We start from the raw sequence: 19,742 nt of genomic DNA on the forward strand, positions 1-19,742 counted from the left end.
TGAGCGTTAGCAAGTTAACCACTTTAACCCAAGGTGCGCCGTGCCCGCCATCCTAAACTACCTGATTCATCTTTTGCTGGCCGCCGTGCTGCTGGCGATATTTTTCAAAGCCTACACGTGGCTGACACCGTTCAACGAGGTGCTGCTGATCCGACAGGGGAATTTCGCCGCGGCGCTATCGCTGGGCGGGGCCCTGATAGGTTTTTCCATCACCATCGCCTCGGCGCTGGTGCATACTGCCGATTACCGGGAGTTCTCCGCTTGGGCTCTCGGCGCGATGGTGGTGCAGATGCTGGCCTATGCCATCACCACGCGTGTGCTGAACATGTCGAAGGACCAGATCGAAGGCAACAACGCGGCCTTCGGCGGCCTGCTGGGCGCCATCTCCATTTCCATCGGCGCCATCAACGGCGCCTGCATTTCCTAATTGAGCGAGGACCATCATGGGCTTAGGCAGCTTTATCAAGAAGCAGTTTATAGACGTACTTCAATGGAACGAAGAAATCGACGGCGTACTGGCCTGGCGTTATCCGATGCAGGACCAGGAGATCCAGAACGGCGGCGTGCTGGTGGTCCGTGAATCGCAGATGGCGGTGTTCGTCAACGAGGGCCAGATCGCCGACGTGTTCGGCCCCGGCACCCACAAGCTGAGCACGCAAACCCTGCCGGTGCTGACCAACCTGAAAAACTGGGACAAGCTGTTCGATTCGCCGTTCAAGTCGGATGTCTATTATTTCAGCACCCGCGTGCAGACCGGCCGCAAATGGGGCACGCAGCAACCGATCACCATCCGCGACAAGGACTTCGACATGGTGCGCGTGCGCGCCTTCGGCATGTACTCGTACCGCGTGGCCGATCCGCGCCTGTTCTTCAAGGAGATCAGCGGCACCCGCGAGGCCTACACCCGCGACGAGGTGGAAGACCAGCTGCGCGGCATCCTGATGGCGACCATGGCCAGCTCGCTGGGCAGCGCGCAAGTGCCCTTCCTCGACATGGCGGCCAACCAGGCGCTGATGGCGCAGCAGGTCAAGGGCGACCTGGCCACGGCGTTCGGCCGCTACGGCATCGGCCTCGATGAATTCAACGTCGCCAGCGTCAGCCTGCCGGAGGAACTGCAGGCCGCGCTGGACGAGCGCATCTCCGCCGGCATGAAGGGCGGCATGAGCGCCGACAAGATGGCCGGCTTCACCAAGTACCAGGTGGCCAGCGCGATTCCGATGGCGGCGCAGAACGAGGGCGGCATGGCCGGCATCGGCGTCGGCCTGGGCGCGGGCGTGCAGCTGGGCCAGGTGATGGGCCAGGCGCTCGGCGCGACCCTGGCGCCGCAGGCGGCGCCCGCCGCCGCGGCACCGGCCGAGGACTCGATCGAGGCGCGGCTGGAAAAACTTAAAGGTCTGCTCGACAAGGGCTTGATCACGGCTACCGACTACGACAGCACCAAGGCCGAACTGCTGAAAAAACTGCTCGGCTAATGCAAATCGTTTCCTGTCCCAGTTGCGGCGCGGAAGTCAAATTCCGCTCGCATGCCTCGGTTATGGCTGTCTGCGAATATTGCAGCACCAGCGTGCTCAAAGACGCCGACTCGGTCAAGGACCTGGGCAAGATGTCGTCCGTGCTGGAGGACTATTCGCCGATCCAGATCGGCACCAGCGGGGTGCTGGGCAAGCGCCAGTTCACGGTGGTCGGCCGCATCCAGCTGCGCTATGCGGCCGGCATGTGGAACGAGTGGTATCTGCTGTTCGACGACGGCGTCACCTCGTGGCTGGGCGATTCGTCCGGCATGTACACCGTCACCGCGCAGTACAAGGGCGAAGGCGAGCTGCCGGCGTTCGAGCAGCTGCAACCCGGCCGGAACTATGCCATCAACGGCGCGCCCTACACCGCCGCCGAAATCCGCACCGCCGATTGCATCGGCGGCCAGGGCGAGCTGCCGTTCAAGGTCGGTGAAGGCTACCAGGCCAAGGTGGCGGACTTCCGCCGCGGCGGCGAATTCATCACGCTCGACTATTCGGATGCGCCGCGTCCCGTGGTCTACACCGGCGTGGCCGTGACGCTGGAGAGCATGCAATGCCAGCTGCTGCGCGACGACGACACCATCCAGCGCGCGGCCGGCCGTTATCGCGGCAAGCTCGATGCGCTCGATTGCCCGTCCTGCGGCAGCGCGATCAAATACATCCCCGGCGTGACGGCAACGCTGGTGTGCCCGGCCTGCCAGGCGCAGATCGACGCCGCCAGTCCGAAAGCCGAAGTGCTGGCCGCCGGCGAACGCGTGACGCGCTACGAATCGTCGCTGGAGCTGGGCGCGACCGCCAGGATCAACAACCAGGACTTCACCATCATCGGCATGATGCGCCGCGCCGACGACGAAGGCACGCAGTGGACTGAGTACCTGATGTACGGCACCCGCGCAGGCTTCTCGTGGCTGGTGGAGACCGACGAGGGCTGGTCCGGTTCCAACGTGATGGCCGAATGGCCGATCTGGTACGCGCCCGGCTCGGAGCGGGTAACGGTGGACAAGGTCCAATACAACCGGCTGTACGACTACGGCTCGGTGGTGACGTTCGCGGCCGGCGCCTTCAACTGGCGCGTGGCCGTGGGCGACCGCACGCAGGTGGAGGAATTCTCCGCCGGCCAGATCCGGCTGGCGTCCGAAACCACGGAGCAGGAGATGACGTGGTCGCGCTCGTCGCCAGTGCCGGCCGACCAGCTCAAAGCCTGGTTCGGCAAGCAATTCAAGGGCACAGTGGCGCCGACGGCGGCCAAGGACGGCAAGCGCCGCTACCGCAACACGGCCAAATACATCATCTGGTTCATGCTGGCGATTAATGCGATCCCGTTGCTGATGAATTTCTCCGGCACCTGGTTCCTCAGCCTGGTCGGCGCGGCGGCAATCTACCTGCCGGCCTGGTTTATGGATAACAACGAAAAATCATGAGCAAATTCTTCATTTACGCGATCATCGTTTCGGTGGTCACTTCGGGCAGCAGCTGGATGCGCGCCGTGAGCGGCAGCAGCAACTACGGCAGCGGCTACCGGGGCAGCACCTGGAGCTCGAACACCGGCGGCGGCGGCGGCAGTTACGGCGGCGGCTCCGGCGGCGGAGGCCACAAGTGAAACGCGAAGCACTTCCGGACCCGGCGCAGCCGGTGGTCCATCAACCGGCCGGCACGCATCTGCTGGCGGACCTGAGCGGCATCGCTGCTGAAAAACTGGGCAATTGCGCCGCGTTGGACGCGCTGCTGCGCGCGGCGGCCGAGGCGGCGCATGCGCACGTGCTGTTCAGTCATTTTCACGGATTCGGCGAAGGCCAGGGCGTGACCGGCGTGGTGCTGCTGGCGGAATCGCACATCACTATCCACACCTGGCCCGAATGCGGCTTTGCTGCGGCCGACATCTTCATGTGCGGCAGCGCGCGGCCCGAGTTAGCGCTCACCATCATCGAAACGGCCTTGCAGCCTGCCTCCAGCCGCATCAACACGGTGCGGCGCGCGCCTCCCGCGCTCAGTTGACGCGGGCTGCGCTCTGGCTGGGCGACATCAACTTCAGCGGCACTTCCTCCAACGGCAGATTGATGGTCATGACGGGCGCGGCGATCCGGGGCGCCGGCGCGACGACGACGCCCGGCGCCGAGGCGCAAGCCGCCATCGCCAACAGGCACGGCAAAGCGAGTATTCTGTTCATGTATTTCCCCTGATGGACAACACGTCCATCAAATTATCACTCAGGAAATAGAAGATGACAATATGCAATTGTCAACGGAACGCAGGGTGAGGCTTTTTCGCCAAATCCACGGCCGACAGCCGGGCGCCGTCTCAGGCAGCGGCCTGGGCAGCAGCCAGTTCGCCGTCCTTGGTATTGGCGGCGGCAAAAGCGGGCCGGCTGGTGACGCGCGCCACGTACTGCTCGATCACCGGCAGCTTGGGCAGCAGCTCGAAGGCGCCCATCCAGCCCATCGACGAAGCCCACAACACGTCCAGCGCGCTGAACTGCTCGCCCAGCAGGTACGGGCCCTTGGACAGCTGTTCGATCAGCGTGTTGAACATGGTGTCGAAGTCGCCGTAGTGGCAGGACGCCTTGTCGGCCGGCGCGTTTTTCATCCACTTGTCGACGATGGCCGGCTCGAAGCAGCTGCCGTAGAAAGCCATCCAGCGCAGATACGGTCCGCGCAGCGGATCGCCCAGCGGCGGCGCCAGTTTGGCGTCCGGGAACAGGTCGGCCAGGTACAGGTAGATCGCCACCTGCTCGGTGATGATGGCGTCGCCGTGGCGGATCGCCGGCACCTTGCCCATCGGGTTGACGGCCAGGTAGGCCGCTGCGCGGTTCTCGCCCTTTTTCATGTTCATCACATGCAGGTCGTAGGGCGCGTGCAGCTCTTCCAGCAAGGTCATGACGCCGGTGGAGCGGGAATACGGGCAGTGGTACAAAGTCAGCTGTGGTGCCATGTTGTGTCTCCTGTCGGTGGTGAAGAATCGTCAGGATAACTCTTGCTATGATGACGGTCTTGTAAAAACGCGAACTCTTTATGCAAACCGTGACGAGCCGGCCCAAGGGCGTGGTCAATCCCGCCGCAGCGGAAAAAATCTTCCGCCTGGAACGCTACCTGCCGCCGCCGGACCTGGCGCCTTTCGTCGAGTACTTCTGGCTGGTGGCGTGGCAGTTGCCGGACGGCGTAGTCCACGTGCAGCGCACCCTGCCCTCGCCCTGCATCCACCTGGCGTTCGACGCCGGCCGCACGGCGGTGTTCGGGGTGATGACGGGGGCTTTCGAATATACGCTGCAGAACAGCGGCCGCATCCTCGGCGTGCGCTTTTTGCCCGGCGCCTTCCGCAGCTTCCTGAAGCGGCCGGTGCAGTCGGTGACGGACCGCGAATTACCGCTGTCGGCGCTGTTCGATTGCGACGACGCGCAAGCCGAGCGCAGCGTGCTGACGGCGGCCGACGACGCCGGCATGGTGGAGGCGGCCAGCGCCATCCTGCGCCGCGCCCTGCCCGTGCCCGATCCGCAGACCGCGCGCATCGCCGAGATCCTCGATGCGATCCAGCACCATCCGGAGATCACGCAGGTGGGGCAGCTGGCGGATCACACCGGCACCAGCGTGCGTCGCCTGCAAATGCTGTTCAAGGAATACGTGGGCGCCACGCCGAAATGGGTGATACGCCGCAACCGCCTGCTGGACGCGGCCGACCAGCTGTCGCACGGCAGCCAGATCGACCTGGCCTCGCTGGCGCAGGCGCTGGGCTATTACGACCAGGCCCACTTCACCACAGATTTTGAAAAACTGGTCGGCAAGCCGCCCGCCGACTACCGCCGCAGTTGCAAGGAGCAAACATGAATCGTCGTTTCAAGCAGGTCGATGTCTTCACCACCACGCCGTTCATGGGCAATCCGCTGGCGGTGATCCTGGATGCAGAAGGGCTCAGCGACCAGCAGATGCAAACCATCGCCCGCTGGACCAATTTATCCGAGACCACCTTCGTGCTGCCGGCCACCGATCCGGCCGCCGACTACCGGGTGCGTATCTTCACCACGGCGGAAGAGTTCCCGTTCGCCGGCCATCCGACGCTGGGCACGGCCTACGCATTGCTGGAGGCGGGACTGCAGCCCAGGACGCCGGGCGTACTGGTGCAGGAATGCGGCGTCGGCCTGGTGGAGGTGCGCATCGCCGATAACACCAGCCTGGCGTTCCGCGCGCCGCCGGCCACATTGGCAACGCTGGATGCCGGCCTGAGACCGCTGCTGCGCGCCGCGCTCGGCGCCGAGGCGCCGGCCGTCGACCAGCCGCCGGTGGTGGTCAATATGGGCGTACGCTGGCTGGTCGTGCGCTTCGACGCGGCGGCCGATTGCCTGGCGCTGGCATTCGATGCGACTGCGTTGAGCGATCTGGCACAGCGCGCCGCCATCGACGGGGTGGCGGTCTATGGCCCGCATCCATCAGGCGGCCCGGCGAACTACGAGGTGCGCGCGGTCTGCGTGGAAAACGGCGTGATGATCGAAGACCCGGTCACCGGCAGCGCCAACGCCTGCATCGCCCGCTTGCTGACCGGCGGCCCGGACTACACCGTGCGCCAGGGCACAGCGCTGGGACGCGATGGCCGCGTGACCATCACCTACCTCGACGGCGAACCCTGGATAGGCGGCAACGTCGTCACCATAGTCGACGGCATCATGCATCGTTGACCGTATCAAACCAGCTGCCGCACGAAGACCGGCGACCATTTGACGCCACGCCAAATCGACTATACTTTCTGAAGGTATAGCGCAGCGTTGAAGGAAATTCGCCGTGTCTACGAATAGTAAATTGCCTCTCAGCGATGAAGAGCTTGCTGCCTTTGAGGCCACCCGCGACTTGGCTGCCGAGTTGCTGCAAGCTGGCGAGCAAATGAAAGCCGGACTCGGACGCGTAGTCTATTCGCCGCTGATCGCCGCACGAAAAAATACCGGGCTGACACCGGAGCAGTTCGCCGCCTTATTCGGTATTTCCGTCAGCACTCTGGAAAGCTGGGAACAAGACCGCAAGCCGCCTGTCGGTGCCGTACGGACTCTGATCGCCATCGCCCTCCATCATCCTGAAGCGCTGATCGCGATCGCCAACCAGCCTCAAGAAGTGTGAAGGCAATTGACGGCGCCATCTTCCGGTGCGACACTGTGCGCCTTACCCAACCATAGGAGACCATAAAATGCGCCAAGTAGATACTGCCCTCCTGTCGGCTGCCTGATTACGTCGGGATTCCCCCTGTAGTGTGTTGACCCGCGCGTTCTCGCGCAGCTGACTTCCCGTATCCGCCACCTATTCGCTTTATCGCGAAGGGTATTGCTCGCCTTACCGGAATCAGGAAACACAACCACCATGATCGACATCGATTTTGAATCGCTGCGCCTTATCGGCTTAACGCAAACCATCGCCAGCCAGCTCTATCTCTTACACGACGCCCCAGCCAACGCCCAGCTGGTTCGCATCACCGAAATCCAGCGCGACTGGCTGACCGTCCACGACGGCCAGGCCGAATTCCGCGCACGCGTGCTGCCGGTGCTGCACGACGCCGCGTTGGCCGTCGGCGACTGGGTGCTCAGCACCACGCTGGCGCACGACGAACGCTGGCTCGGCGCGCTGCTGCCGCCCACCACCCACATCGCCCGGCGCGGCAACGACGGCCGCCATCACAGCCTGGTCAGCAACGTCGACACGGCGCTGCTGGTGATGGGCCTGGATCACGACTTCAACCCGCGCCGTCTGGAGCGCTACCTCGCCATCGTGAAAACGGCCGGCGTGGAGCCGGTGGTGGTGATGAGCAAGGCCGACATTGGCGATGATGTGGAGGAACGCATGGAGCTGCTGCGGCAGCGCCTGCCCGCCAGCATTCCGCTGCTGGCCGTGAACACGCTCAGCGACGACGCTGCGCAGCAACTGGCGCCGTGGCTGGGCGTGGGACAGACGCTGGTGCTGTTGGGGTCTTCGGGCGCCGGCAAATCCACGCTGACCAATACGCTGACGCAGGCCGGCCAGCAGACCGGCGGCGTGCGCAAGGGAGACGGGCGCGGCCGGCATACGACCACGTCGCGCTCGCTGTACCTGTGCGACGGCGGCGCCTGCATCATCGATACGCCCGGCCTGCGCAGCTGGCAACCCGACGCCGACGAGGCCAGCCTGACGGCCGCCTTCGAAGACATCGACGCGCTGGCGGCGCAATGCCAGTTCCGCGACTGCCGCCACGCCGCCGAGCCCGGTTGCGCGGTGCGCGGCGCGGTGGACGATGACCGTCTGCTGAACTACCACAAGCTGCTGCGCGAGGCGCGCCGCAGCCAGCAGACGCCGCTGGACCGCATCGCCGAAGTCGCCAAGTGGAAAGTGATGCAGCGCGCCGCCGTGGCCCGCTCGAAGGACAAGCTCGGCAAGCGTTAGCCGAGCCAGGACGCGCCGTCGGCTACGATGCAGCCGGCGGCGCTTCAGGTCTGCGCATCAACACCGGCAGGCACAACACGTACAGGCCGGCGCCGATCAGCCAGACCAGGCCGGGGAAGCTGCCGCGCGACATGAAGTAGATCGTGCTGATCGCCACCGGACCTATCACCGTCGCCAGGCTGGCGGCGCTGGCCAGCACGCCCTGCAGCTTGCCTTGCTGGTCCGGCCCCACGCTGCCGGACATGATCGCCTGCAAGGCCGGCGCGCCTATGCCGCCTATGCAGAACAGCGGCATCAACGCAAACAACATCCAGCCCTGGTTGGCCAGCGCGATCAGGACATACGCGCAGGTGTCGGCCGTGACGCCCACCATCAGCGCGCGGCGCTCGCCCCAGCGTTCGGAGATCGGGCCGACCACGAACGCCTGCGCCAAGGCGTGAAACGCCCCGAAGCCCGCCAGCGAAATGCCGATGGTCAGCGTATCCCATGCGAACTTGTCTTCGCTGTACAGCACCCACACCGTGCCCCCTATCTCGCCGATCAACACCAGCATGCCCGATGCGAAGATCAGCGGCAGCAGCGACTTGAAGCCGGCCGCCCAGCGCAAATTGGTCAAGGGATTGAAGGACATGCTCGATGCGGAGGACGCCGAGCGTTCGGTATGCGATTCACGCACCACCAGCAGGGTCAGGATCAGATTGACGGCGTTCATCGCCGCCGCCGCCAGGAACGGCGCCCTGACCCACCAGGCGCCCAGCAAACCGCCGATCACCGGGCCGATGATGAAGCCGATGCCGAAGCAGGCGCCCAGCTGGCCGTAGCGGCGCGAGCGCTGGTCTTCCGGCGTGACGTCGGCGATGTAGGCCGAGGTGACGGCGATGCTGGCGCCGCTGATGCCGGCGATCGCGCGGCCGACGAACAACAAGGTCAGCGACGGCGCCATCGCCATGAACAGATAATCGACCACCGCGCCCGCCAGCGACAGCAGCAACACCGGCCGCCGGCCGATGCGGTCGCTCAGCACGCCAAGCACCGGCGAGAAGATGAACTGCATCAGCGCGTACAGCCCGGTGAAGGCGCCGAAGCGCCAGCCCAGCTCGGACGTGTGGCCGACGTCGCGCATCAGTTGCGGAATGATGGGCATGGTCAGCCCGATGCCGATCGCGCTCAGCACAACGGTGGATAGTATGGTCAGCAACGCTCGGTTCATCTGGCACTTTTTCAGGAAGTAGCCGCCGATTGTATGCCGCCCGGATTCACACCGCTGTGGCCGCTGTCACAACTACCAGTCTTCCTTCTTCGGCTCGCCCGCTACGGCGGGGCTGCCGCCCTTGGCCGCGACTTTGCGTTCGGCCGGCTTCGGTTTGTCCGCCGGCTCGGCAACCGCCACGGCCGCTTTCGCCGTCACCGTTTCACGCAACTGCAAGGCGGCGGGACGCACGCCATCGAGCTTGATGGCGACGTTCTCCAGCGTTCCGTAGGACAGCTTCGGCGTGACGCGGTTGATCACCACTTCGCAACAAGCCGATTCCATATTGCCCAGCGACTGGCCGGTCTGCGGATCCTTGATCTCCTTGCCTTGCAGGTAGATCTTGTAGCGGCCGTTTTCCACCACCGACGTGCCGCCCTGGCTGAGCACGACGTTCATGCCGTCGCGTTCGACCACGCTGATCGGGAAGGTCTGCAGCAAGATCGCTTCGGCCGAACGCTTGACGATGTCCGACTGCATGCTGCGCATGGTCGCGCCTTCGTCGATGCCGGCGCTCATGGTCGTGGCCGCAATCGATGGCGCCGTGCCCTGCAAGGTGGCCGATTGCAGGATCTGCCGCGTCGCCAGGTTGATCATGCGCTGCGAGACCGACCAGCCACCCGAATAGCTGACCAGGTCGCGATCCGAGGTCTGCAATTTGCGCACGTGCTTGTCATAGGCCAGATCGTTGACCACGCCCACCCACACCAGGTCCGCGCTCAGGGCCTGGCCCAGCTTGGCGAAATCGGTGTTGACGGTCTGGCCCGAGCCGATCATGTCCAGCTCGTTTTGCAGTTCGCCTTCGAACTGGCGGTCCAGCACGGTGAAGCGGCCGCTCTGCGACAGCGTGTCGATGATTTGCTGGCGCAGCGCGCCCAGCACTTCGGCGGCGGGAACGTTGCGCCCGCCGATATTGAAGCTGCTGCGGTTCGAGCGCAGCGGCGCCACCACGATCTTGATCTTGCCGCTATCGGCCGGCGCCTTGAACTTGGCGATGCTGGCGGCGATCTCCACGCTGTACAAGCCGCCCTTGCTGGACGGCGGCGTCAGCTTGGCCACCTTGAACGACGACACCACGCCTTTGGACTGGGTGACGATCTGTTCGGCGAAATGGCTGCCTTGCGCGGTGGCGCTGGCCTTCAGGCTGTCGTTGCCGTAGGAGCTTTCCACGTCCAGCGTGGCGGTGGCCTGCGAGAAGGTGTTGAGGTTGGCGGAGGCGGCATCGACCGTTGTGCCGTTGACCTGCATGATGGCCGTCTTCAACGCGTCATTGATCGCCGCGCCGGGCGTCATGCCGGTGCCGCTGGCGGTGGTCTGGACTTGCTCGATCTTGCCGACGTCCGGGGTCTGGGTCAGGTTGGGGCCGGCCGGCGGCGTCGCCGCGGCGGGCGCTTCCTGCTTCTGGCCGCATGCGACCAGGCCGACGCACAGCAGGCTGGCTATCGCGATGTTCTTCATATTGGTGCACTTCCCTAGAGATAAAAAAAGGCGCGCGAAGGCGCGCCTTGCTGCGATGGTGCCGGTGAATTACAGCAGCGCGGTCGCGTCGGTCGCTTCCTTCGGTACCGGGATGTTGTTGGCCTTGGAGAAGTCCACCACGGTCTTCAGCGTGCGGCCCAGATTCTTGATCGAATCCGGCAGGCTCTTGGCGACAAAGATCGCCGAACCGGCGGCGGCGCCGAAGGACGACATGCCAGGCTTGAAGCCGCTGACGTCCTTGCTCATGTCGACGTACTGGATCATGCCCTTGGCCAGGTCGCCCACGCCGTTGGCGAATTGCTTTTTGCTGGCGGCATCCATCTCGATTTTCTTGCCGTTCAAGGTGCGCTCCAGCGCCTCGCTGCTGGAGGTGCGGACCGCAGCGGCTTCTTCCAGCGAACCCTTGGTGGCGCCTTCGGTCAGGTTCTTGGCCTGCACCGACGCTTTCTCCGCCTCATCCTTCAAGCCCACCGCCGCCAGCATGTTGGCGTCGGCGCGCATCACGCTTTGGGTGCCGCCCACGTACTTGGCCACGATCTGCTCGGCGCTCGCGCTGCCGCCGCCGACGCCGATATTCAGCGACTTGGTCAAGCTGCCCAGTTGCGCCGAGGCGGCGCCGGCCACCATGACCATCGCGACAGCGGCGATGGCTTTGACGTAAGAACTTTTCATAGGTATTGCCTTCTCATTAGTTTAGGACCGTCGATCGAATAGTCCGGCAGGCTATCGACGCTCGCCTGCCGGGCGCATGCATCAGTGAATACCGTTGACGTTGAGGCGGCTGACGATTTCCTTGGCCGCCAGCAGCGACGCATCCTTCAGCGCCTTGGTGGTGGCGACCGCGTTGTCGGGCGCCAAAGCGAAGTACTGCACCGGCGGCACCGCCGCCACTTCGCGCGGCAGCGCGCCGCTGACGTCGAGCACGCGGCCCGACACCGTGACCGTCACGCGCTGCATGCCGGTTTCCGGGTCCTGCGCCGGCGTGCCGACGTCGAAGGTGGCCAGCACGAACAGCGGCACGCTGGCCTTGCGCAGCGACTGCACCAGCGCGCGCATGGTGGCCGGCGTCAGGTCGCTGCCCTTGGAGAAGTCGGCGTTGACCGCCTTCAGGTCGCCATCGGCCAGCACGAACTCGGGATCGGCGACGGCGAAGCCGGATTGCGAGAACACGCTGGTGACCGAGGTCTTGTGGCCGGCCATCGACAACATGCGGAAGCTGGTTTCGTCCTGCTTGCGGGTGGTGCTGCCGCCGGTTTCGACGTTGAGGGTCTGGTTCAACGCGAGCTTGGCGGTCTTCTGCTTGCTGGCGTTGGTGGCGATCTGGCTGGATTTGATGTTCTCGCCTTCGCTGCCGCGGGCCGTGGTGTTGACCGTGACGTCGCTGTCGAGTTTGGTTTCGACGCGCTTGACCACGCGGTCGTCGAACGATTTGACCGCGCCCACTTCGCGGCCGAGGAAGACATACACCATCGGCGAGTTGCCGGCCGGCGCGCTCTGGCTGACGCGGCTGGCGCCGCGCAAGGTGATGCGCAGCTTGGTCACGTTCAGTTCGGTGCGCACCGAGACCGAGTACTTGTGCAGCACCGGCTGGTCCTGCTCGTTGAGCATGGTGGCGCTCATGATGAATTTGTCGAGATTGGCTTCCACTTGCGGCCGGATGGTCTCGAAGTTTTCGGACTCCGCCTCGCCCGCCTCGGCGAAGTAGCGCTCGATGGACGCCACCTGGGCGGCGCGGTAGGCGCGGTCGACGTCGGCCGGGCTGAGCGCGGCGCCGTAGCTGACCGTGGCCACGCCCTTGGCGGTAACGACTTGCGCATAGGATGGCAGCGCCAACAGCGTGGCAACCAGTGCCAACAGAATTTTTTTCATTATTTACTCGCCTTTATGATTGCTTTGGATGTTGCGATTTGCTTGGTGATTTCCGGGGCGGCGGCGGCGGTGACGATCCACTTCGACTCCGGCTGCACCAGGGCGTCGGCGAACTTGAGGAACAGGCCGCGTATCGCCGCCTCGTAGGCGGGGAAGTCGTCCAGGTCGGTCTGGTTGGCCGGCACGATCTTCACTTCGCCGTTCTTCAGGTCCGAATTGAAGAAGTCGGTGTTGAGCAGCGGCTCGAAGAAGCGGACGTTGCCGTACACGCCGTAGACATAGGACGCGCCGACATTGTTTTCGCCGCTCTTGATCTTGGCAAACTTGTTGAGCTTGACGTCGAACAGATAGTCGCCCTCGCCCACCTTCAGGTCCAGCGCGTCGCCGTTGTCCAAGCGGAAGGACATGGTGCCGAGTGCGTGGCCGAGGCCGGTCGGCAGCAGCGACACGCCCAGCTTGGCCGCCAGGATGGAGCCGAAGGCGTCGGAGATCATCTGTCCGGCCAGCGCCGGTTTGTCGCGGATCGCGGCCGGCATCACCGCCATCGCTTCGGGCGCCAGTTGGGCGCGGCGCACCTGGATGGTCTTGGTGCCGGGCGCCGGCAGCCGCGCGGCGGACAGGCGGCGGGTGAACTGGGTCAACAGGCCGCCGCCGTCTTCGCGCAGCAGCAAGTCCCTGACGTAGGCTTCGATCGCCGCCGGCGTCGGCGGCTGCGCGGTGGCGTCGAACATCACCACGCTGAGCGGATAGCTGCGCACCACGTTCTTGTTCTTGTAGTCGAAGATCAGGGCGTCGGCGCGCAGGCTGACGAAGGTCTTGTAGTAGTCGCCGATATGTTCGGTGGAGACGGTTTCGCCGTTCAGCAGCAGCACGGCCATCAACACCTGGTCGGCGCCCTTGGCGTTGGCCAGGGTGCCGCGCGGCGCGTATTCCAGCCCGGCGTGCTCGCCGGCGTAGGCGCGGTCGATGGTGATGCGGGACAGCGATGGGCCGGCGGGGTCGGCCTTGAGCGACTTTTCGATGCCGGCCGCGTAGGGGAAGCGTTCGGCGATCGTCGCGTAATCGCCGGCGAAGGAGAAGCCGGCGAAGGTGATCGTCTGCGCGATGGACGACAAGGGAGATAGAAGCAAGGCCAGGCACAGGGCCGGCAATATCAGGGCGAGGCGCGGGGTGGCTGGCGTTTTGAAAAGCAAGATAATCTCCGGAATGCAGCGACGGCCAGCAAGCTTCTTTTTTGGAGATTGACTTTGCTTTTCGACAGTTATTGATTTTCGGAAATTATTGCAGAAAATACTCTTTTAATACTAACCAATTGTAACGATTGGCTAGAACTGCCTGGAGATAGTCGAAAACCTTCACGCGACCAGGTCGTCGGGTGCGCCAAATCAAATCGTCTATACTTTGTAGACGTAGAGTCGATCGATGTTAACCGGACCGCCGCCCAGTTGAGGGAGCTACGCCGTGCCTACGAAAAAAACATTACCCCTTAGCGATGAAGAACTAGAACAGTTCGAGGCGACGCGTGACTTGTACGCGGAGTTGATGCAGGCCGCCAAGGACATACAGGCCGGCTTGTGCACGGTGGTGTACTCACCCGTTGCTGCCGCGCGAAAAAACACCGGTATGTCGCCTGAGGAATTTGCGCAGCTCTTAGGCGTATCTGTTTCGACGCTTGAAGAATGGGAGCTAGGCCACCAACCACCGAGCGGCCCCGCCCGCACCTTGGTGGCGATCGCTCTCGATAATCCGCAAGCGATATTGGCGACCCTGCGGCGCGCAGATCAAAGTCTGCCTAGTGAGTCGTGATGACGTATTTTGTTAAGGCGTCCTGGCTATCGAAGTGGAAATCCAAGGTATCACCATCGGTGAAGGTCTGGCAATAGCCCAGTTCATACGAGGCTTCGTAGCCATGGTCAGTATCCGGCTTGCCGAGCAGCGCGACGAGTTTGCTCTTTTCCATGCCGATCTGGATGTGTTTTTTCAACAGGCTATCGACCATCGGGCCGCGCGTGCTGCAGTTGTCGTCGCCATCGGCGGCGAGAGCCCAGGCTTGTTGATCGAAGTCCGCGCGGGAAAACGGCGAAAAGACCATCATCCACCCGAGATACAGCACGAACAGCGTCACCCCGGCCACACAGGCGATTTCGATTTTGAGATACAAGCCGACGGCGGTTTCTGTTTTCATGTTCTCGGCATAAAAAAAGGCAGCCGAGGCTGCCTTTTTTGCTGTGATGCTATGCGTTGCTTAGTGCTTGGCGCGCAGTTTGGCGATCGCCGCCAGCTGGCCGATGGCCGCTGCCAGTTCGGCCTGCGCTTTTGCGTAGTCGATACCGGACGAGTTGTTCGCCAGCGCTTCTTCGGCACGTTTCTTGGCCGCCGTCGCTTTGGCTTCGTCCAGATCCTTGCCGCGAATCGCGGTATCCGCCAGCACCGTCACGGCGCCCGGCTGCACTTCCAGCAGGCCGCCCGCGACGAAGACAAATTCTTCCTCGGCTTGACCTGGAACCTGGATGCGCACCGCGCCCGGACGGATGCGGGTGATCAGTGGCGTGTGCTTGGGGTAGATCCCCAGCTCGCCCTGCTCGCCCGGCAACGCGACGAATTCGGCTTCGCCCGAGTAGATCAACTCCTCGGCGGAAACCACGTCCACGTGTATAGTGTTTGCCATGTGTGTCCTGTCGGTGTGATGCGGCCCCGCTCGCGCGGGGCCGCAATCGAAACGCAATGATTAGTTGAGCTTCTTGGCTTTTTCGATAGCTTCGTCGATCGTGCCGACCATGTAGAACGCTTGTTCTGGCAGGTGATCGAGTTCGCCGGAAGCGATCATTTTGAAGCCCTTGATCGTGTCTTTCAGCGAAACGTATTTACCTGGCGAACCGGTAAACACTTCAGCAACGTGGAACGGCTGCGACAGGAAGCGCTGCATCTTACGTGCGCGTGCCACCAGCAGTTTGTCTTCCGGCGCCAGTTCGTCCATGCCCAGAATCGCGATAATGTCGCGCAGTTCTTTGTAGCGCTGCAGGGTCATCTGTACTGCGCGGGCGGTGTCGTAGTGCTCTTGACCGACGACCAGCGGATCCAGCTGGCGCGAGGTCGAGTCCAGTGGATCGACCGCAGGGTAGATACCCAGCGAGGCGATGTCACGCGACAGGGCGACGGTCGAATCCAGGTGACCGAAGGTGGTTGCAGGCGAAGGATCGGTGTAATCATCCGCTGGAACGTAGACGGCCTGGATCGAGGTGATCGAACCGGTCTTGGTCGAGGTGATGCGCTCTTGCAGACGGCCCATCTCTTCGGCCAGGGTAGGCTGGTAACCCACTGCGGAAGGCATACGGCCCAGCAGTGCGGACACTTCGGTACCGGCCAGCGTGAAGCGGTAGATGTTATCGACGAAGAACAGAACGTCCTTGCCTTCGTCACGGAACGATTCCGCCATGGTCAGACCGGTCAGCGCGACGCGCAGACGGTTGCCTGGTGGTTCATTCATCTGGCCGTAGACCATCGCCACTTTGGAGTTCTCTGGATTTTCCAGATCGACCACTTTGGCATCGGCCATCTCGTGGTAGAAGTCGTTACCTTCGCGGGTACGCTCGCCCACGCCGGCAAACACGGAAACACCCGAGTGCGCCTTGGCGATGTTGTTGATCAGTTCCATCATGTTCACGGTCTTGCCGACGCCGGCGCCGCCGAACAGGCCGACTTTACCGCCTTTGGCGAACGGGCACACCAGGTCGATCACCTTGATGCCGGTTTCCAGCAGCTCTTGCGATGGCGACAGTTCGTCGTACGCAGGAGGCGCGCGGTGGATCGACGCGGTCTGCTCGTGCGACACCGGGCCGCATTCGTCGATCGGGTTGCCCAGCACGTCCATGATGCGACCCAGGGTCGCTTTGCCCACTGGCACCATGATTGGCTTGCCGGTGTTCTGGATCATCATGCCGCGGCGCAGGCCGTCGGACGAACCCAGAGCAATGGTACGGACCACGCCGTCGCCCAGCTGTTGTTGTACTTCCAGGGTCAGCTCGGAGCCAGCCATTTTCAAGGCATCGAATACCTTAGGCATCGCGTTGCGTGGAAACTCTACGTCCACCACAGCGCCGATACACTGAACGATTTTGCCATCAGCCATGTTCGTTCCTTCTATATAGTTTAATTCGTTTAAACCGCAGCCGCACCGGCGACGATTTCGGAAAGTTCTTTGGTAATCGCAGCTTGGCGGGTTTTGTTGTAGATCAGCTTCAATTCGCCGATCACGCTGCCAGCGTTGTCGCTCGCAGCCTTCATCGCCACCATACGCGCCGATTGCTCGGACGCCAGGTTTTCCGCCACCGACTGGTACACCAGCGCTTCAACATAGCGCTCCAGCAGCTCATCAATCACGGTCGCAGCATCCGGCTCGTAGATGTAATCCCAGTTGTGATTACCCGAGTCGGCCTGCGTCTTCGCGGCTGGCAGTGGCAGCAACTGCTCCACTACCGGCTCTTGCTTCATCGTGTTAATGAACTTGGTGTAGCACAGGTAGACTGCGTCGACTTCGCCGTTCTGGAATTTCTCGAGCATGACCTTGACGGGTCCGATCAGTTTTTCCAGGTGCGGCGTGTCGCCGATCTGCGTTACTTGCGCAACGACAGGAACGCCCACGCGATTCAAAAAACCCAAACCTTTGTTACCGATAGCTACCGCGGCAATCTTGTTGCCGGCTGTTTCCAGCTCACGGGTTTTCGCCGTCACCATGCGCAGCACGTTGGTGTTCATGCCGCCGCACAGACCTTTGTCCGTGGTGACGACGATGAAGCCAACTGCCTTCGCCTGTTCCTTTTGCTCTTCAGCCAGGAACGGGTGGGTGTATTCCGGATTTGCGGTAGCCAGATTAGCGGCGATATTGCGAATCTTCTCACTGTAGGGACGGGCGGCGCGCATGCGATCCTGCGCTTTGCGCATTTTCGATGCGGCGACCATTTCCATCGCCTTGGTGATCTTCTTCGTATTTTCTACGCTCTTGATCTTGCCACGTATCTCTTTGCCTGCTGCCATGAGTCCTTACTCCTTCTGCGCTGCAGGCGATCCAGGGTTCAACCGGGACCGCCGTTTAGCTTAATATGCGCCGGATTTCTTGAAGTCGGCAATGGCGGCCGACAGCGCTGCTTCGCCGTCTTTGTCCAGTTGCTTCGATGCTTCAATCTTGGACAGCAGGTCAGCTTGCTTGGTCTTCAGGTAGCCGTGCAGGCCAGCTTCGAACGACAGCACTTGCTTGACCGAGACATCATCCAGGAAGCCCTTGTTCACTGCGAACAGCGAAGCGGCCATCAGGGAGATCGACAGTGGCGAGTACTGAGCCTGCTTCAGCAGTTCGGTCACGCGGGCACCGCGGTCCAGCTGCTTGCGGGTCGATTCGTCCAGGTCGGAAGCGAACTGCGCGAACGCAGCCAGTTCACGGTACTGCGCCAAGTCGGTACGAATACCGCCGGACAGGTTTTTGATGACCTTGGTCTGGGCGGCGCCACCAACGCGCGACACCGAGATACCGGCGTTAATCGCAGGACGGATACCGGCGTTGAACAGCGAGGTTTCCAGGAAGATCTGGCCGTCGGTAATCGAAATCACGTTGGTTGGCACGAACGCCGAAACGTCGCCAGCCTGGGTTTCGATGATCGGCAGTGCGGTCAGCGAGCCGGTCTTGCCTTTGACTGCGCCGCCGGTGAAGGCTTCGACGTAGTCGGCGTTGACGCGTGCTGCGCGTTCCAGCAGACGGCTGTGCAGGTAGAACACGTCGCCTGGGTAGGCTTCGCGGCCTGGTGGACGGCGCAGCAGCAGCGAGATCTGACGGTAGGCAACTGCTTGCTTCGACAGGTCATCGTACACGATCAGCGCGTCTTCACCGCGGTCGCGGAAGTACTCGCCCATGGTGCAGCCGGAGTAGGCCGAGATGTACTGCATCGCTGCCGATTCCGACGCGGTGGCGGCGACGACGATGGTGTATTCCATCGCGCCGTGCGCTTCCAGCGAACGCACGATGTTTTTGATCGTCGAGGCTTTCTGACCGATAGCCACGTAGATGCAGGTCATGCCCTGGCCTTTTTGGTTGATGATCGCATCAACCGCCACGGCGGACTTACCAGTTTGACGGTCGCCAATGATCAGCTCGCGCTGGCCGCGGCCGATTGGTACCATCGCGTCGATCGATTTCAGACCGGTCTGCATCGGCTGCGAGACGGACTCACGGGCGATAACGCCTGGAGCGATCTTTTCGATTGGCGAGGTCAGCTTGGCGTCGATGGCGCCTTTGCCGTCGATCGGCTGGCCCAGGGCGTTGACCACACGGCCACGCAGTTCAGGACCGACCGGCACTTCCAGAATGCGGCCGGTGCACTTGACCGTGTCGCCTTCGGAGATGTGCTCGTAAGCACCCAGAATCACGGCGCCCACGGAGTCGCGCTCCAGGTTCATCGCCAGACCAAAGGTGTTACCAGGGAATTCCAGCATTTCGCCCTGCATCACGTCCGACAGACCGTGGATGCGAACGATACCGTCGGCGACGGAAATAACCGTGCCTTGGTTGCGTACTTCAGCGCCGCCATCAAGGCCTTCGATACGGCTCTTGATCAGCTCGCTGATTTCAGATGGGTTGAGTTGCATACTAACTCCTAAAAGTGTTTCTCTCAGCTTGCGCGAGGGGAAGAATCTGTTCTAAGCGGCGCTTACGCGACCAGCGCAACGTGCAATTGCTGCAACTTGGCGCGGACCGACGTGTCCAGCACCTGATCGCCAACAACCACGCGCACGCCGCCGATCAACGCTGGATCCACGGTCACGACCGGGTTCAGCTTGCGGCTGAATTTCTTCTCCAGCGTGGCGACCAGTTCGCTCACTTGAGCCGAGCTCAGGTCGAAGGCGCTGGTGATGTCGGCGTCTGCCGCACCTTCCACGGCGTTTTTCAACGCCAGGAATTGCGCGCCGATTTCCGGCAGCAGACTGATACGGCCGTTGTCGATCAGCATCGCCAGGAAGTTTTTCGCTTCCGTGTTCAACGGCGACTTGACCAGTGCCGAAATGGCGGCGCTCACATCGCTAGCCGACGCTTTCGGGTTGCGGGCGAATGCTTGCACCTCGGGGTGGGCACCGATCTGGGCCAGTTCGGCCACCAGTTCGGACCACGCCGCGAGGTTGAACGATTCCTTACCTGCTTGGGCTACGCGGAACAAAGCTTCCGCGTAGGGACGGGCGACGGTTGCGTTTTCTGCCATG

At 62.8% G+C, this 19,742-nt stretch carries 23 protein-coding genes; 10 read left to right on the plus strand and 13 right to left on the minus strand.

What is annotated here, in order from left to right:
* The first annotated feature begins 40 nt into the window (after positions 1-40).
* The 5 genes from AC1RMD_RS01730 (at position 41) to speD (ending at position 3,509) form a co-directional block, all read left to right on the plus strand.
* Positions 41-427 carry a DUF350 domain-containing protein gene (locus tag AC1RMD_RS01730; RefSeq protein ID WP_492923047.1) on the plus strand — a complete coding sequence of 129 codons (387 nt, stop codon included), beginning with the start codon at positions 41-43 and terminating at the stop codon, positions 425-427.
* Between the two features lie 16 nt (positions 428-443).
* Positions 444-1,472, plus strand: coding sequence for an SPFH domain-containing protein (locus AC1RMD_RS01735; RefSeq protein ID WP_492923049.1), 1,029 nt, complete (start codon positions 444-446; stop codon positions 1,470-1,472).
* Between the two features lie 62 nt (positions 1,473-1,534).
* Positions 1,535-2,935 carry a DUF4178 domain-containing protein gene (locus AC1RMD_RS01740; RefSeq protein ID WP_492923051.1) on the plus strand — a complete coding sequence of 467 codons (1,401 nt, stop codon included), beginning with the start codon at positions 1,535-1,537 and terminating at the stop codon, positions 2,933-2,935.
* Positions 2,932-3,114, plus strand: a complete 183-nt coding sequence (locus AC1RMD_RS01745) for a hypothetical protein (protein ID WP_492923053.1) — start codon at positions 2,932-2,934, stop codon at positions 3,112-3,114. The genes AC1RMD_RS01740 and AC1RMD_RS01745 overlap by 4 nt, the downstream gene beginning before the upstream one ends.
* On the plus strand, positions 3,111-3,509 hold the full coding sequence (gene speD, locus AC1RMD_RS01750; RefSeq protein WP_492923055.1) for an adenosylmethionine decarboxylase: 399 nt from the start codon (positions 3,111-3,113) through the stop codon (positions 3,507-3,509). Before AC1RMD_RS01745 ends, speD begins: the two co-directional genes overlap by 4 nt.
* On the opposite strand, the gene AC1RMD_RS01755 is transcribed toward speD, so the two are convergent.
* Together AC1RMD_RS01755 and AC1RMD_RS01760 are read right to left on the minus strand one after the other, a co-directional pair.
* The gene (locus AC1RMD_RS01755) at positions 3,502-3,681 is read right to left on the minus strand and encodes a hypothetical protein (protein ID WP_492923057.1); all 180 of its coding nucleotides are present in this window, start codon (positions 3,679-3,681) and stop codon (positions 3,502-3,504) included. The two genes, speD and AC1RMD_RS01755, sit on opposite strands and share 8 nt — an antisense overlap.
* 131 nt (positions 3,682-3,812) lie before the next feature.
* Positions 3,813-4,442 (minus strand): glutathione S-transferase family protein, encoded by a 630-nt coding sequence (locus AC1RMD_RS01760; RefSeq protein WP_492923059.1) that lies wholly within the window; start codon positions 4,440-4,442, stop codon positions 3,813-3,815.
* Between the two features lie 80 nt (positions 4,443-4,522).
* Between AC1RMD_RS01760 and AC1RMD_RS01765 the strand changes: the two genes are divergently transcribed.
* From AC1RMD_RS01765 to rsgA, 4 genes are all read left to right on the plus strand, one after another.
* Positions 4,523-5,332, plus strand: a complete 810-nt coding sequence (locus tag AC1RMD_RS01765; RefSeq protein ID WP_492923061.1) for an AraC family transcriptional regulator — start codon at positions 4,523-4,525, stop codon at positions 5,330-5,332.
* A complete protein-coding gene (locus tag AC1RMD_RS01770) occupies positions 5,329-6,177 on the plus strand; it encodes a PhzF family phenazine biosynthesis protein (RefSeq protein ID WP_492923063.1) in 849 nt (282 codons plus the stop codon). The genes AC1RMD_RS01765 and AC1RMD_RS01770 overlap by 4 nt, the downstream gene beginning before the upstream one ends.
* A gap of 103 nt (positions 6,178-6,280) precedes the next feature.
* Positions 6,281-6,610 (plus strand): helix-turn-helix domain-containing protein, encoded by a 330-nt coding sequence (locus AC1RMD_RS01775; protein WP_217941449.1) that lies wholly within the window; start codon positions 6,281-6,283, stop codon positions 6,608-6,610.
* Positions 6,611-6,847: 237 nt separating this feature from the next.
* Positions 6,848-7,900, plus strand: coding sequence for a ribosome small subunit-dependent GTPase A (gene rsgA / locus AC1RMD_RS01780; protein ID WP_492923065.1), 1,053 nt, complete (start codon positions 6,848-6,850; stop codon positions 7,898-7,900).
* A 22-nt stretch (positions 7,901-7,922) separates the two neighbouring features.
* On the opposite strand, the gene tet is transcribed toward rsgA, so the two are convergent.
* The 5 genes from tet to AC1RMD_RS01805 form a co-directional block, all read right to left on the minus strand.
* On the minus strand, positions 7,923-9,140 hold the full coding sequence (gene tet / locus AC1RMD_RS01785) for a Tet(A)/Tet(B)/Tet(C) family tetracycline efflux MFS transporter (protein WP_492923559.1): 1,218 nt from the start codon (positions 9,138-9,140) through the stop codon (positions 7,923-7,925).
* Positions 9,141-9,182: 42 nt separating this feature from the next.
* Positions 9,183-10,607: a CsgG/HfaB family protein gene (locus AC1RMD_RS01790; RefSeq protein WP_492923067.1), complete on the minus strand. Its 1,425-nt coding sequence runs from the start codon at positions 10,605-10,607 to the stop codon at positions 9,183-9,185.
* Between the two features lie 69 nt (positions 10,608-10,676).
* Positions 10,677-11,300, minus strand: a complete 624-nt coding sequence (locus AC1RMD_RS01795; RefSeq protein ID WP_492923069.1) for a hypothetical protein — start codon at positions 11,298-11,300, stop codon at positions 10,677-10,679.
* A gap of 81 nt (positions 11,301-11,381) precedes the next feature.
* A complete protein-coding gene (locus tag AC1RMD_RS01800; protein ID WP_492923071.1) occupies positions 11,382-12,497 on the minus strand; it encodes a hypothetical protein in 1,116 nt (371 codons plus the stop codon).
* Entirely contained in the window at positions 12,497-13,690 is a 1,194-nt protein-coding gene (locus AC1RMD_RS01805) for a hypothetical protein (protein WP_492923073.1), read from the minus strand. The genes AC1RMD_RS01800 and AC1RMD_RS01805 overlap by 1 nt, the downstream gene beginning before the upstream one ends.
* Before the next feature lie 268 nt (positions 13,691-13,958).
* Between AC1RMD_RS01805 and AC1RMD_RS01810 the strand changes: the two genes are divergently transcribed.
* On the plus strand, positions 13,959-14,303 hold the full coding sequence (locus AC1RMD_RS01810) for a helix-turn-helix domain-containing protein (RefSeq protein WP_492923075.1): 345 nt from the start codon (positions 13,959-13,961) through the stop codon (positions 14,301-14,303).
* Here AC1RMD_RS01810 and AC1RMD_RS01815 read toward each other — a convergent pair.
* The 6 genes from AC1RMD_RS01815 to AC1RMD_RS01840 all read right to left on the minus strand — a co-directional run bounded on the left by AC1RMD_RS01815 (position 14,290) and on the right by AC1RMD_RS01840 (position 19,741).
* Entirely contained in the window at positions 14,290-14,682 is a 393-nt protein-coding gene (locus AC1RMD_RS01815) for a hypothetical protein (protein ID WP_492923077.1), read from the minus strand. The genes AC1RMD_RS01810 and AC1RMD_RS01815 overlap by 14 nt on opposite strands.
* 60 nt (positions 14,683-14,742) lie before the next feature.
* The gene (locus AC1RMD_RS01820) at positions 14,743-15,165 is read right to left on the minus strand and encodes a F0F1 ATP synthase subunit epsilon (protein WP_026334777.1); all 423 of its coding nucleotides are present in this window, start codon (positions 15,163-15,165) and stop codon (positions 14,743-14,745) included.
* A 60-nt stretch (positions 15,166-15,225) separates the two neighbouring features.
* Complete coding sequence (gene atpD, locus AC1RMD_RS01825; RefSeq protein WP_026334776.1) at positions 15,226-16,626, minus strand: F0F1 ATP synthase subunit beta; 1,401 nt, start codon at positions 16,624-16,626, stop codon at positions 15,226-15,228.
* Positions 16,627-16,655: 29 nt separating this feature from the next.
* On the minus strand, positions 16,656-17,531 hold the full coding sequence (gene atpG, locus AC1RMD_RS01830) for a F0F1 ATP synthase subunit gamma (protein ID WP_492923080.1): 876 nt from the start codon (positions 17,529-17,531) through the stop codon (positions 16,656-16,658).
* A gap of 60 nt (positions 17,532-17,591) precedes the next feature.
* The gene (gene atpA / locus AC1RMD_RS01835) at positions 17,592-19,133 is read right to left on the minus strand and encodes a F0F1 ATP synthase subunit alpha (RefSeq protein ID WP_492923082.1); all 1,542 of its coding nucleotides are present in this window, start codon (positions 19,131-19,133) and stop codon (positions 17,592-17,594) included.
* A gap of 62 nt (positions 19,134-19,195) precedes the next feature.
* Positions 19,196-19,741, minus strand: a complete 546-nt coding sequence (locus tag AC1RMD_RS01840) for a F0F1 ATP synthase subunit delta (RefSeq protein ID WP_492923084.1) — start codon at positions 19,739-19,741, stop codon at positions 19,196-19,198.
* Between the last annotated feature and the right edge of the window lies 1 nt (position 19,742).

The sequence above is a fragment of the Duganella sp. GW822-FHT06D06 genome (assembly GCF_058799615.1).

Coding starts and splice junctions, on each gene's coding strand:
- AC1RMD_RS01735 (WP_492923049.1), top strand. CDS start 444: ATGGGCTTAGGCAGCTTTATCAAGAAGCAGTTTATAGACGTACTTCAA.
- AC1RMD_RS01740 (WP_492923051.1), top strand. CDS start 1,535: ATGGCTGTCTGCGAATATTGCAGCACCAGCGTGCTCAAAGACGCCGAC.
- AC1RMD_RS01745 (WP_492923053.1), top strand. CDS start 2,932: ATGAGCAAATTCTTCATTTACGCGATCATCGTTTCGGTGGTCACTTCG.
- AC1RMD_RS01755 (WP_492923057.1), bottom strand. CDS start 3,681: ATGAACAGAATACTCGCTTTGCCGTGCCTGTTGGCGATGGCGGCTTGC.
- AC1RMD_RS01760 (WP_492923059.1), bottom strand. CDS start 4,442: ATGGCACCACAGCTGACTTTGTACCACTGCCCGTATTCCCGCTCCACC.
- AC1RMD_RS01765 (WP_492923061.1), top strand. CDS start 4,523: ATGCAAACCGTGACGAGCCGGCCCAAGGGCGTGGTCAATCCCGCCGCA.
- AC1RMD_RS01770 (WP_492923063.1), top strand. CDS start 5,329: ATGAATCGTCGTTTCAAGCAGGTCGATGTCTTCACCACCACGCCGTTC.
- rsgA (WP_492923065.1), top strand. CDS start 6,848: ATGATCGACATCGATTTTGAATCGCTGCGCCTTATCGGCTTAACGCAA.
- AC1RMD_RS01790 (WP_492923067.1), bottom strand. CDS start 10,607: ATGAAGAACATCGCGATAGCCAGCCTGCTGTGCGTCGGCCTGGTCGCA.
- AC1RMD_RS01795 (WP_492923069.1), bottom strand. CDS start 11,300: ATGAAAAGTTCTTACGTCAAAGCCATCGCCGCTGTCGCGATGGTCATG.
- AC1RMD_RS01800 (WP_492923071.1), bottom strand. CDS start 12,497: ATGAAAAAAATTCTGTTGGCACTGGTTGCCACGCTGTTGGCGCTGCCA.
- AC1RMD_RS01815 (WP_492923077.1), bottom strand. CDS start 14,682: ATGAAAACAGAAACCGCCGTCGGCTTGTATCTCAAAATCGAAATCGCC.
- AC1RMD_RS01820 (WP_026334777.1), bottom strand. CDS start 15,165: ATGGCAAACACTATACACGTGGACGTGGTTTCCGCCGAGGAGTTGATC.
- atpD (WP_026334776.1), bottom strand. CDS start 16,626: ATGGCTGATGGCAAAATCGTTCAGTGTATCGGCGCTGTGGTGGACGTA.
- atpG (WP_492923080.1), bottom strand. CDS start 17,531: ATGGCAGCAGGCAAAGAGATACGTGGCAAGATCAAGAGCGTAGAAAAT.
- atpA (WP_492923082.1), bottom strand. CDS start 19,133: ATGCAACTCAACCCATCTGAAATCAGCGAGCTGATCAAGAGCCGTATC.
- AC1RMD_RS01840 (WP_492923084.1), bottom strand. CDS start 19,741: ATGGCAGAAAACGCAACCGTCGCCCGTCCCTACGCGGAAGCTTTGTTC.